Source organism: Pseudomonas subflava, assembly GCF_023823685.1.
Classification (GTDB): domain Bacteria; phylum Pseudomonadota; class Gammaproteobacteria; order Pseudomonadales; family Pseudomonadaceae; genus Aquipseudomonas; species Aquipseudomonas subflava.
This window is the reverse complement of record NZ_JAMXBF010000007.1, coordinates 19859-31456: the sequence shown is the minus strand read 5'-3', so window position 1 is coordinate 31456 and position 11598 is coordinate 19859. Positions and strand designations below refer to the sequence as shown.

At 68.1% G+C, this 11598-nt stretch carries 10 protein-coding genes; 9 read left to right on the top strand and 1 reads right to left on the bottom strand.

The genetic code is table 11. The annotated features are described in order from the left end of the window. Positions 1-94 precede the first annotated feature (94 nt). Genes NF616_RS11545 through djlA form a run of 3 tightly spaced genes read left to right on the top strand, consistent with a single transcriptional unit; the run spans position 95 to position 2563 of the window. Positions 95-1120 carry an aminoglycoside phosphotransferase family protein gene (locus tag NF616_RS11545; RefSeq protein WP_252273429.1) on the top strand — a complete coding sequence of 342 codons (1026 nt, stop codon included), beginning with the start codon at positions 95-97 and terminating at the stop codon, positions 1118-1120. Continuing rightward, positions 1117-1788, top strand: coding sequence for an N-acetylmuramate alpha-1-phosphate uridylyltransferase MurU (murU, locus tag NF616_RS11540; RefSeq protein ID WP_252273428.1), 672 nt, complete (start codon positions 1117-1119; stop codon positions 1786-1788). Before NF616_RS11545 ends, murU begins: the two co-directional genes overlap by 4 nt. A 1-nt stretch (position 1789) precedes the next feature. Further along, the gene (djlA, locus tag NF616_RS11535; protein WP_252273427.1) at positions 1790-2563 is read left to right on the top strand and encodes a co-chaperone DjlA; all 774 of its coding nucleotides are present in this window, start codon (positions 1790-1792) and stop codon (positions 2561-2563) included. A gap of 15 nt (positions 2564-2578) precedes the next feature. Here the strand turns inward: djlA and NF616_RS11530 are convergent, their stop codons facing one another. Next, on the bottom strand, positions 2579-3550 hold the full coding sequence (locus NF616_RS11530) for an alpha/beta hydrolase family protein (RefSeq protein ID WP_252273426.1): 972 nt from the start codon (positions 3548-3550) through the stop codon (positions 2579-2581). A gap of 105 nt (positions 3551-3655) precedes the next feature. Here NF616_RS11530 and NF616_RS11525 point away from each other — a divergent pair, with 105 nt between their 5' ends. The 6 genes from NF616_RS11525 (at position 3656) to NF616_RS11500 (ending at position 11510) form a co-directional block, all read left to right on the top strand. Then, the gene (locus NF616_RS11525) at positions 3656-6013 is read left to right on the top strand and encodes a PAS domain-containing sensor histidine kinase (RefSeq protein ID WP_252273656.1); all 2358 of its coding nucleotides are present in this window, start codon (positions 3656-3658) and stop codon (positions 6011-6013) included. A gap of 99 nt (positions 6014-6112) precedes the next feature. Then, on the top strand, positions 6113-6742 hold the full coding sequence (locus NF616_RS11520; RefSeq protein ID WP_252273425.1) for a response regulator: 630 nt from the start codon (positions 6113-6115) through the stop codon (positions 6740-6742). Positions 6743-7091: 349 nt separating this feature from the next. Further along, a complete protein-coding gene (locus NF616_RS11515; protein ID WP_252273424.1) occupies positions 7092-8201 on the top strand; it encodes an ABC transporter ATP-binding protein in 1110 nt (369 codons plus the stop codon). A 43-nt stretch (positions 8202-8244) separates the two neighbouring features. Beyond that, positions 8245-9282 carry an ABC transporter substrate-binding protein gene (locus NF616_RS11510; protein WP_252273423.1) on the top strand — a complete coding sequence of 346 codons (1038 nt, stop codon included), beginning with the start codon at positions 8245-8247 and terminating at the stop codon, positions 9280-9282. A gap of 136 nt (positions 9283-9418) precedes the next feature. After that, positions 9419-10666 carry an ABC transporter permease gene (locus NF616_RS11505; RefSeq protein ID WP_252273422.1) on the top strand — a complete coding sequence of 416 codons (1248 nt, stop codon included), beginning with the start codon at positions 9419-9421 and terminating at the stop codon, positions 10664-10666. Between the two features lie 16 nt (positions 10667-10682). Beyond that, positions 10683-11510: an ABC transporter permease gene (locus NF616_RS11500; protein WP_252273421.1), complete on the top strand. Its 828-nt coding sequence runs from the start codon at positions 10683-10685 to the stop codon at positions 11508-11510. Positions 11511-11598 lie beyond the last annotated feature (88 nt).

Genomic DNA, 11598 nt, shown 5'->3' with positions numbered 1-11598 from the left:
CCCGCGGGGGCCGCACGCCTCTCGATGGGCTGAAAAAGATGCTGGATAATAAAGCATGACCCGCGCAACGGCTAGCGCCGTCGGAGACCCCGCAATGCCTGATCACGATGTACGCCTGCAGCAGCTGCGGGCCTGGTTGGACGACTGTCTGCCCGCCTTGTTCCAACGCCATGGCTGGGGTGCGCCCCCGGTCGGTGAACTCACGCCAGCGAGCAGCGATGCCAGCTTTCGGCGCTATTTCCGTTGGCAGGCCGAGGGCCGCAGCCTGATCCTCATGGACGCGCCGCCGCCCCAAGAGAACTGCGCCCCCTTCGTCAGGATCGCCGCCCTGCTGGCCTCGACCGGCGTGCACGTGCCGCGCATCCTGGCCGAGGATATCGAGCGCGGCTTCCTGCTGCTGGACGATCTGGGCCGCCAGACCTGGCTCGAGGTGCTGGACGCGGACAACGCCGACGCGCTGTTCGAGCAGGCGCTGCAGGCGCTGGTGACGTTCCAGCGGATGCCCGGTGCCGACGCGCTGCCGCCTTACGACGATGCCCTGCTGCGCCGTGAGCTGCAGCTGTTCCCCGACTGGTACTTGCAGCGCCACCTCGGCGTCGAGCTGGACGAGGCGCAGCGCGGCCAGTGGCAGGCGGTCTGCGACCTGCTGGTGAACAGCGCCCTGGCCCAGCCGCGGGTGTTCGTGCACCGCGACTACATGCCGCGCAACCTGATGCTGAGCGAGCCCAACCCCGGCATCCTCGACTTCCAGGACGCCGTGTACGGCCCGCTCAGCTACGACGTCACCAGCCTGTTCAAGGACGCCTTCCTCAGCTGGCCCGAAGAGCGTGTGCGCGACTGGCTGCAGCGCTACTGGCAACTGGCGCGCGAGAAGGGCATCGCGGTGCCCGAGGACTTCGCCGAATTCCATCGCATGAGCGACTTGATGGGCGTGCAGCGCCACCTCAAGGTGATCGGTATCTTCGCGCGCATTTGCCACCGCGACGGCAAGCCCAAGTATCTGGCCGACGTGCCGCGTTTCTTCGCCTACATAGAGGCGGTGTTGGCGCGCCGGCCCGAGTTGGCCGCGCTCGGCGAGCTGCTGGCCAGCCTGCCGGCACGCGAGGCGCAGCCGGCATGAAGGCGATGATTCTCGCCGCGGGCAAGGGCGAGCGCCTGCGCCCCCTGACCCTGCACACGCCCAAGCCGCTGGTGCGCGCCGCCGGCACGCCGCTGATCGAATTCCACCTGCGCGCCCTGGCGGCGGCCGGCTTCAGCGAGCTGGTGATCAACCACGCCTGGCTCGGCCAGCAGATTGAGGATCACCTGGGCGACGGCAGCCGCTTCGGCCTGCGCATCGCCTACTCGGCCGAGGGCGAGCCGCTGGAGACCGGCGGCGGCATCTTCAGGGCGCTGCCGCTGCTCGGTGATGAGCCGTTTCTGGTGGTCAACGGTGATATCTGGACCGACTACGACTTCGCCGCCCTGCGCCGGCCGCTGTCCGGCCTGGCGCACCTGGTGCTGGTGGACAACCCGGCCCACCACCAGGCCGGCGACTTCCGCCTGGTTGACGGGCAGGTGAGCGATGCCGTGGCCGGTGAGCCGTCGCTCACCTACAGCGGCATCGCCGTGCTGCATCCGCGCCTGTTCGCCGGCTGCCAGGCGGGGGCCTTCAAGCTGGCCCCGCTGCTGCGCGCGGCCATGGCCGAAGGCCAGGTGAGTGGCGAGCGCTCCGCCGGTCGCTGGATCGACGTCGGTACCCATGAGCGCCTGGCGGAAGTCGAGCGCCTGCTGCAGGTGGAGGCCTGACATGCTCTGGCCTGCGACCCTGATCGGCGCAGCGGCGGGGCTGGCCATCGCCAGCATTCCCGGGGCCCTGCTCGGCGGCCTGCTCGGCCAGGTGCTCGACCGGCGCCTGCGCCTGCAATCGCTGGATCACCTGCGCGAGCTGCTCGGCGGCAAGCGCGTGGAACTGGACGACGAGGACCTGCTGTTCATGCTGATCGGCCGCCTGGCCAAGAGCGACGGCCGCGTGCTCGACAGCCATATCCAGACCGCGCGCAACGAAATGCAGCGCCTCGGCCTGGACGAGCCGGCACGCCAACGCGCCATGCAGGCGTTCAACCGCGGCAAGCAGGCGGCAGACAAGGAGCTGCGCGGACCCTTGCGCGCGCTGCACGAACGACCCGAGCGAGCCGAGGCGCTGCTGCGCACCTGTTGGCGCATGGCCTGGGCGGACGGCCGGGTGAGCGCGGCGGAGGCGAAGCTGATGCAGCAGTGGGGCCTGTGGCTCGGCTGGACGCGCGACGCCTTGGCCGAACTGGCCCGCGAGTACGAGCCGGCGCGCAAGGTGCCGCAGGTGAAGTCCAGCGATTACCAGGCCGCGCTGCGGTTGCTCGGTGTGCAGGCGGATACCGAACCGGCGGTGATCAAGCGCGCCTATCGCCGGCTGATCAGCCGCCATCATCCGGACAAGCTGGCGGGCTCCGGCGCCAGCCCGGCGCAGTTGCGCGCCGCTACTGACAAGACCCGCGAGCTGCAGGTCGCCTACGAGCTGGTGCGCCAGCGCCGCGGTTTTCGCTAGTCGCCGCGGGAGCCTTTACTGCTTGTCCAGCCAGCCGCGCACGCGGCGAAACAGCTGCTCCTGCTCGGCCGCCAGGTTGCCCGGCAATGCCTTCAGCGCGATCTGGGTGTAGCTGTCGTGGTCCAGGCGCTTGCTGGCCTGCTTGCGGCGTACCGCGCCGCTGCGGTCGGCGACCTGGTCCTTGTAGAAGAAATCGCCGGTGGCCATTTCGAGCCCGGGAATCAGCTCGTCCAGGGGCGGCGTCTGCCCGGTGGGCAATAGCGGCGCCACCACCACCAGTTGCCTGATCGCTTCGGGCTTGCGTTCCTTCAGGTACAGCGCCGCCCAGTAGGCGCCCTCGCCATGGCCGAGCAGCACCAGCTTCTGGATGTCCTGTTGCTCGGCGAAGGCGATGCCGGCCTGGATGCGCGCGAAAATGCGTTCGGCCGGATCGACCGGAGCGGGCGCGGGAGTGGCCGGCGGCGGCGGGGTTTCGCCCGGCGCGCCGGTGGTGGCACCTTCGCTGGCAGGGTCCGGCGCTTCGCCTTCGGCTGGCGCCGCGGCGGTATCGACGCTGACCGGCGCCGGCTCGCGTGGCAGCACGGCCTCGGGCAGTGGCGCGGCCTTGCTGTCCGGCAGTGTCAGGCTCAGGGTGGCCCAGCCCACGTCCGGCAGCTTGAGGCGCAGGGGCTTGATCGCCTGCGGCCAGTCAGCACTCTCGTCGGCGCCCGGCACTAGGATCACCAGGCCCTTGGCCTCGGGGGCGTTGGCCGGTTTCCACAGCGCCAGGAAGGTTTCCTCGCCGGCCTGCAGCATCTGTTGTTCGCGCTTGGGCAGTTGGCGCTCCAGCCCTTCGGCACTGTCGTGGGTACGTTCTTCCAGCGGCTGGCGCGGCGGCGTTTGCGCGGCGTCGTCGGTGGCGGCGGCAGGCGCCTCATCCTCGGCATGCAGGGGCAGGGCGAGCGTCAGGCACAGGGCCAGGAGTGTCGAGAGAACGGGACGGCGCATCTCAGCTCTTCGCATGGGGGGTGGTTTGCGCAGCCTAAGCGCTTCGTGGCGGTTTGTCAGGTAAGGTAGGGGCCGGGCTGGATGATGTGGATTGATGCCGTGCGCATGATTCGAGTGCTCTGCGGGCTGCTGTTGCTGCTTCCTTTATTGGCGCGCGCCGACGACCTGAGCGCCGAGCAACGCGCCTGGCTGGCCGAGCACCCGCAGCTGCGCGTCGGCGTGGTGCTGCAGGCGCCCTATGCCGAATTCCAGCGCCGTCAGCAACGCCTCAGCGGCCTGAGCGTCGAGCTGACCGACCTGGTGGCCGAGGCCCTGGGCATCACCCTCAGCTGGCGCAGTTTCGAGACCCAGGCCGCGCTCGAGCAAGCCCTGCGCGAGGGGCGCATCGATTTCGCGCCAGGCCAGAGCCAGACGCCCGCCGGCCTGCGCCTGTGGCGCTATAGCGATCCCTATCTGCGCGTGCCGCATCTGCTGGTCGGCGAGCGGGCCGGCGAAGTCGGCATCGAGCTGGAGCACCTCGGTCAGGACGATCCGGTCGCCGTGCGTGTGCCCAGCGCCGTGGCCGATTACCTGAGTGGCAACTACTTCAACCTGCGCCTGCTGCCGCAGCCCTCGGCGCGCCAGGCGCTGCAGGCGGTCGTCGAGCAGCGCGCGCGGTATGCCGTGGTCGATCAGGCCCAGCTCAGCCGCCTGAGCCAGGAGAGCGAGTTCGCCGGCCTGGCGGTGATCGTCGATGTCGGCCTGCCCCAGCTGTTGCGTTTCGGTACGCGTGGCGACTGGCCCAAGCTGGCCACGCTGCTCGACGCCGGCCTGCGCGAGTTGCCGGCCGAGCGCCTGGAACAGCTGCAGCAGCGCTGGCTCACCGCGCACAAGCCCGGGCTCGGCGAGTCGCCGGTGTTCTGGCGCAACCTGAGCATCCTGCTCGGCCTGCTGCTGAGCATCAGTCTGCTGCTCCTGACCGTGCTGCGCCGCCAGCGCGGACGCCTGGAGAGGCGCCTGCTGGACGCGCGGCAGGTGCTGAGCCAGCGCGAGGTGGCCGAGGAGGCCCTGCGCCTGGCGCAGTTCTCTCTCGACCACAGCACCGTCGGCATCCTCTGGGTGGCCTGGGACAGCCGGGTGCGCTACGCCAACCAGGCGGTGGCGGAGATGCTCGGTCACGATCCGCAGGCCATGGTCGACCGGCCGTTGCAGGAGTTCGAGCCCAACCTGGTCATGGACCGCTGGCTCAACCTGTGGAAGCGCGTACGCCAGCACGAAGAAGGCGCGCTGAGTTTCGAGAGCAACTGCCGGCGCGCCGACGGCAGCTGGATGCCCGCCGATGTGACCCTGGGTTTCCTGCGCTTTCGCGAGGCGGAGTACCTGGTGGTCTACCTCACCGATGTCACCGAGCGCCGTCGCGCCCGCGCCGCGCTGGAGGAGAGCGAGGCGCGGCTCAAGGGCATCGCCGGCAACGTGCCCGGCCTGGTGTTTCGCCTGGAGCGGCCGTTGCCCGGCGCGCCGGTGGACTTCGCCTTCATCAGCGAGGGCAGCGAGCAACTGGTCGGTTACCCGGCGGCGACCATCATGGCCGCCGACTTCGGCATCCGCAGCCTGGTCCACCCGCAGGATCGCGCCGCCTACCACGCCACCCAGGACGCCGCCATCGAGGCCGCCGGTGACTGGCAGTGGCAGGGCCGCATCCTCACCCGCGACGGCCGCGTGCGCTGGGCCGATATCAAGGCCAGCGCCAGGCAGTTGAGCAATGAGCATGTAGTGTGGGACGGGGTGGTGTGGGACATCAGCGACAACAAGGCCATCGAACTGGAGTTGGCCGAGTCGCGCGCCCAGCTGCGCGAGCTGTCGGCGCACCTGGAGAGCGTGCGCGAGGAGGAGAAGGCGCGCATCGCCCGCGAGGTGCATGACGAACTGGGGCAGGTGCTCACCGTGCTCAAGCTGGAGACCTCCATGTGCGAGCTGGCCTACGCGGGTCTCGACCTCGGCCTGCAGGCACGCCTGGACAGCATGAAGAAGCTGATCGCCAACCTGTTCCAGCTGGTGCGCGACGTGGCCACCGCGCTGCGTCCGCCGATCCTCGACGCCGGCATCGCCTCGGCCATCGAATGGCAGGCGCGGCGCTTCGAGGCGCGCAGCGGCATTCCCTGCCTGGTGCAGGTGCCGGAGCAGCTGCCGCGGCTGTCCGACGCCAAGGCCATCGGCCTGTTCCGTGTGCTGCAGGAGGCACTGACCAACGTGCTGCGCCATGCTCAGGCGCACACCGTGGAGATCGCCCTGGAGCTGCAGGGCGGCGAGCTGTGCCTGCAGGTGAGTGACGATGGTCGGGGTTTCGAGCCGGCTGCCCAGCGCGCACAATCCTTCGGCCTGGTCGGCATGCGCGAGCGCGTGCTGATGCTCGGCGGCCACCTGGCGCTGGACAGCGTGCCGGGGGAGGGCACCACCCTGAGCGTGCGTGTGGCACTGGAGTAGGGTGGATGTCGCTGTTTACATCCACCGTCAGCGGTGGAAAACGCTGCGCGGTTTTTCACGGGGTGGCCATCCACCCAACGGAGTCTGCGGGAGAGTGAAGTGATTCGAGTATTGGTGGCCGAAGACCACACCATCGTCCGCGAGGGCATCAAGCAGCTGATCGGCCTGGCCAAGGACCTGACGGTCGCAGGCGAGGCCTGCAACGGCGAGCAATTGTTGGAGACGCTGCGCCACACGCCCTGCGAGGTGGTGCTGCTGGACATCTCCATGCCCGGCGTCAACGGGCTGGAAGCGATTCCGCGCATCCGCGCGCTGAGCGAGCCGCCGGCCGTGCTGGTGCTGTCCATGCACGACGAGGCGCAGATGACCGCCCGCGCCCTGAAGATCGGCGCCGCCGGCTACGCCACCAAGGACAGCGACCCGGCGCTGCTGCTCACCGCCATTCGCAAGGTCGCCGCCGGTGGCCGCTACATCGATCCGGAGCTGGCCGACCGCATGGTCTTCGAGGTCGGCCTGACCGACTCGCGGCCGCCCCACGCGCTGCTGTCCGAGCGTGAGTTCTCGGTGTTCGAGCGCCTGGTGCGCGGCGAGGGCGTCAACGAGATCGCCCAGCATCTGTCGGTCAGTAGCAAGACCATCAGCACCCACAAGGCGCGCCTGATGCAGAAGCTCAACCTGCACTCGGTGGCCGACCTGGTGAAGTACGCGGTGGAGCACAAACTGCTCTGATGCTGTTCTCCGTAGCCCGGATGCGATCCGGGAGCGGAGCCGCCTGTTCCCCGGATTGCATCCGGGCTACTCACTGGTGAAGTACGCGGTCGAGCACAGCTGTTGTAACCAATAGGGTGGACAACGCCGCAGGCTTGTCCGCCACGGTGGGTGGCAACGGCCATCCACTCTGCCGGGCCAGCGCAACCGCCTGTCCCGGACGGCATCCGAGCCGCCGCTCCCGCTGCTTGTAGGGCAATCCCTACAGCCAGTCCTCCTCACGCCTTATAGCAATCTGTCATCCCGCCCGATTTGCGCCGGCTGCACGGCTTTCTAGTCTTACGGCACGCAACAAGAACAAAGGTGTGTGATGGCCGAGAATGCTTCCAGCGACGTGCTCGTCAGCTTCAAGGGCGTGCAGAAGAGCTACGACGGCGAGAGCCTGATCGTCAAAGACCTCAACCTGGACATCCGCAAGGGCGAGTTCCTCACCCTGCTCGGCCCGTCCGGCTCCGGCAAGACCACCAGCCTGATGATGCTGGCCGGCTTCGAGACGCCCACCGCCGGCGAGATCCTCCTGGCCGGGCGCGCCATCAACAACGTGCCGCCGCACAAGCGCGACATCGGCATGGTGTTCCAGAACTACGCGCTGTTCCCGCACATGACGGTGGCCGAGAACCTGGCCTTCCCGCTGACCGTGCGCGGCATGAACAAGACCGACATCACCGAGCGCGTGAAGCGCGCGCTGTCCATGGTCCAGCTCGACAACTTCCGCCATCGTTACCCGGCGCAGCTCTCCGGCGGCCAGCAGCAGCGCGTGGCCCTGGCCCGTGCGCTGGTGTTCGAGCCGCAGCTGGTGCTGATGGACGAACCGCTCGGCGCGCTGGACAAGCAGCTGCGCGAGCACATGCAGATGGAGATCAAGCACATCCACCAGCGCCTGGGCGTGACCGTGGTCTACGTGACCCACGACCAGGGCGAGGCGCTGACCATGTCCGACCGGGTGGCAGTGTTCCACCAGGGCGAGATCCAGCAGATCGCCCCGCCGCGCGACCTGTACGAGGCGCCGAGCAACACCTTCGTCGCCCAGTTCATCGGCGAGAACAATCGCCTGGCCGGCGAGCTGGTCGGCCGTGACGGCGAACGCTGCACTGTGCGCACCCCCCGCGGCGAGCAGGTGCAGGCGCTGGCGGTCAAGGTCGGCGCGCCGGGCGAGCCGGTCAGCCTGTCGATCCGCCCCGAGCGGGTGCGCATCAACGCCGCCAGCGAGAGCTGCGCCAACCGCTTCAGCGGCCGGGTAGCCGAGTTCATCTACCTGGGCGACCACGTGCGCATCCGCATGGAGGTCTGCGGCAACCCCAACTTCTTCGTCAAACAGCCGATCGCCGAACTCGACCCCGCCCTGGGCGTGGGCGACGTGGTGCCGCTCGGCTGGCATGTGGAGCACGTAAGGGCGCTAGACCCTCTGATCGTCGAGTGACGGCGCCAGGCATTACCAACCCTGCACAGTGGAGAAAACAACAATGAGCACTATCCGCAGCATCTTCCGCCATAGCGCATTGGCTATGGGCCTGCTCGGCGCAAGCCAGGCGATGGCCGCCGACCTCACGGTCATCTCCTTCGGCGGTGCCAATAAGGACGCCCAGACCAAGGCCTTCTACCAGCCGTGGGAAGCGGCCGGCAAAGGCAAGATCATCGCCGGCGAGTACAACGGCGAGATGGCCAAGGTCAAAGCCATGGTCGACACCAACAGCGTGTCCTGGCACCTGGTGGAAGTGGAGTCGCCCGAGCTGACCCGCGGTTGCGACGAGGGCCTGTTCGAGGAGCTCGACCCGGCGCAGTTCAACGAAGAAGACTTCGTCGAGGGCGCCATCCAGCCGTGCGGCATCGGCTTCTTCGTCTGGTCCACCGTGCTCGCCTACAACGCCGACAAGCTCAAGGGCGCGCCGGCCAGCTGGGCCGATTTCTGGGACGTGGCCAAATTCCCGGGCAAGCGCGGCCTGCGCAAGGGCGCCAAGTACACCCTGGAATTCGCCCTGATGGCCGACGGCGTGGCGCCGAAGGACGTCTACACCGTGCTCGCCACCCAGGAAGGCCAGGATCGCGCGTTCAAGAAGCTCGACGAGATCAAGCCGCACATCCAGTGGTGGGAAGCCGGCGCCCAGCCGCCGCAGTTCCTCGCCTCCGGCGACGTGGTCATGAGCTCCGCCTACAACGGCCGCATCGCCGCGGTGCAGAAGGAGAGCAACCTGCAGGTGGTGTGGAACGGCGGCATCTACGACTTCGACTCCTGGGCCATCCCGAAGGGTGCCAAGGATGCCGATGCCGCCAAGGCCTTCGCCGCCTTCAGCGTGCAGCCCGAGCAGCAGAAGGTGTACTCCTCGAACATCGCCTACGGCCCGGCCAACAAGAAGGCCGTCGAGCTGCTTGACGCGGCGCTGCTCAAGGACATGCCCACCACCCCGGAAAACATCGCCAACCAAGTGGCCATGAACGTGACCTTCTGGGCCGACTACGGCGAGCAGCTGGAGCAGCGCTTCAACGCCTGGGCGGCGAAGTGATGATGTCCCCTCTCCCGCTTGCGGGAGAGGGTTAGGGAGAGGGGCGGTGCCTGCCCTCTCCCCCGGCCGCTCTCCCACTCTTGGTTCATGAAGAAGGGGAGAGGGGAGCTAGTACCCGGTGTCTCTGGAGCCTGCGATGGCCACTACCGTATCCCTCACCGAATTCGCCGGCCTCACGCTGAAGCAGAAGCTGGCCCGCGCCGAGCGCATCAACCGGCTCAAGGCCCAAGGCCTGATCCTGCCGCTGCTGGTGTTCCTCTTCGTGGTGTTCCTGCTGCCGATCGGCGTCCTGCTGTACAAGAGCGTGGAGAATCCCGAGGTGGTCGGCAGCCTGCCGCGCACCGTCGAGGCGATCGGCGCCTGGGACGGCCGCGGCCTGCCCGAGGAGCCGGTGTACCAGGCCCTGGCTCAGGACCTGGCCGAAGCGCGGAAGAACCAGACCATCGGCGATCTTTCCAAGCGCCTGAACATGGAGCTGGCTGGCTACCGCAGCCTGCTGGCCAAGACCGGTCGCGCTCTGCCATTCAAGCAGGAGCCTGTGTCCTATAAAGATGCGCTGGAGAACCTCGACGAGCGCTGGGGCGACCCGGCGTACTGGCAGGTGATCCGCCGCAACGACAGTGGCGTCACCCCGTATTTCCTGCTGGCGTCCCTCGACCACCGCATCGACGATCTCGGCGAACTGGCGTCCGCCACCCCGGACCAGGCCATCTACCTGGACATCTTCGCACGCACTTTCTGGATGGGCCTGGTGATCACCGCCATCTGCCTGGTTCTGGCCTACCCGCTGGCGTACCTGCTGGCCAACCTGCCGACCCGCACCAGCAACCTGCTGATGATCCTGGTGCTGCTGCCGTTCTGGACCTCGATCCTGGTGCGCGTGGCGGCGTGGATCGTGCTGCTGCAGTCCGGTGGCCTGATCAACAGCGCGCTGATCGCCATGGGCGTGATCGACGCGCCGCTGCAGCTGGTGTTCAACCGTACCGGCGTGTACGTGGCCATGGTGCACATCATGCTGCCGTTCATGATCCTGCCGATCTTCAGCGTGATGAAGGGCATCTCGCCGAGCTACATGCGCGCCGCCATCTCGCTCGGCTGCCACCCGTTCGCCAGCTTCTGGCGGGTGTACTTCCCGCAGACCCTGGCCGGCGTCGGCGCCGGCTGCCTGCTGGTGTTCATCCTGTCCATCGGCTACTACATCACCCCCGCGCTGCTGGGCAGCCCGGGCGACCAGATGATCAGCTACTTCGTCGCCTTCTACACCAACAGCACCATCAACTGGGGCATGGCCACCGCGCTGGGCGGCCTGCTGCTGCTGGCAACCATGCTGCTCTACGTGGTGTACAGCTGGCTGGTGGGCGCGAGCCGCCTGCGTCTGGGCTGATCAGGAGAACAACGAGATGCTGAGCCCCTACAAGTCCCCCGTCGAGCGTGCCTGGTTCTGGACCCACCGTGGCCTGTGCGCGCTGGTGCTGCTGTTCCTGATCCTGCCGGTGCTGGTGATCGTGCCGCTGTCGTTCAACTCCGGCAGCTTCCTGGTCTATCCGCTGCAGGGCTTCTCCCTGCGCTGGTACGAGGACTTCTTCACCTCGGCCGAATGGATGCGCTCGCTGAAGAACAGCCTGATCGTCGCACCGGCCGCCACCGCGCTGGCCATGGTCTTCGGCACCCTGGCGGCCATCGGCCTGACCCGCGGCGAGTTCCGCGGCAAGGCGTTGGTGATGAGCCTGCTGATCTCACCGATGGTCGCCCCGGTGGTCATCGTCGGCGTGGCCAGCTACCTGTTCTTCGCGCCCATGGGGCTGGGCAACAGCTACACCTCGCTGATCCTGGTGCACGCGGTGCTCGGCGTACCCTTCGTGATCATCACTGTGTCGGCCACCCTGCAGGGCTTCAACTACAACCTGGTGCGCGCCGCCGCCAGCCTGGGTGCCTCGCCGCTCACCGCGTTCCGCCGGGTGACCCTGCCGCTGATCGCTCCCGGAGTCATTTCCGGCGCGCTGTTCGCCTTCGCCACCTCGTTCGACGAAGTGGTGGTGACCCTGTTCCTCGCCGGCCCCGAGCAGGCCACCCTGCCGCGGCAGATGTTCAGCGGCATCCGCGAGAACCTGTCGCCGACCATCGCCGCCGCCGCGACCCTGCTGATCGGCTTCTCGGTGGTCATGCTGCTGACCCTGGAATGGCTGCGCGGGCGCAGCGAGAAACTGCGTACCGCCCTGCCGGAATAAACCGTGGGAGCGGTCACGGCGGCGACTGGGGAGCATCGATGCCGATCGGAAGGCCACCCAACCGCTCCCAGATTGACTGACGTGTGAC

Bases quoted from the DNA above. Each gene is read 5' to 3' on its own strand.
- NF616_RS11545 (WP_252273429.1), top strand. From the start codon at position 95: ATGCCTGATCACGATGTACGCCTGCAGCAGCTGCGGGCCTGGTTGGAC.
- murU (WP_252273428.1), top strand. From the start codon at position 1,117: ATGAAGGCGATGATTCTCGCCGCGGGCAAGGGCGAGCGCCTGCGCCCC.
- djlA (WP_252273427.1), top strand. From the start codon at position 1,790: ATGCTCTGGCCTGCGACCCTGATCGGCGCAGCGGCGGGGCTGGCCATC.
- NF616_RS11530 (WP_252273426.1), bottom strand. From the start codon at position 3,550: ATGCGCCGTCCCGTTCTCTCGACACTCCTGGCCCTGTGCCTGACGCTC.
- NF616_RS11525 (WP_252273656.1), top strand. From the start codon at position 3,656: ATGATTCGAGTGCTCTGCGGGCTGCTGTTGCTGCTTCCTTTATTGGCG.
- NF616_RS11515 (WP_252273424.1), top strand. From the start codon at position 7,092: ATGGCCGAGAATGCTTCCAGCGACGTGCTCGTCAGCTTCAAGGGCGTG.
- NF616_RS11510 (WP_252273423.1), top strand. From the start codon at position 8,245: ATGAGCACTATCCGCAGCATCTTCCGCCATAGCGCATTGGCTATGGGC.
- NF616_RS11505 (WP_252273422.1), top strand. From the start codon at position 9,419: ATGGCCACTACCGTATCCCTCACCGAATTCGCCGGCCTCACGCTGAAG.
- NF616_RS11500 (WP_252273421.1), top strand. From the start codon at position 10,683: ATGCTGAGCCCCTACAAGTCCCCCGTCGAGCGTGCCTGGTTCTGGACC.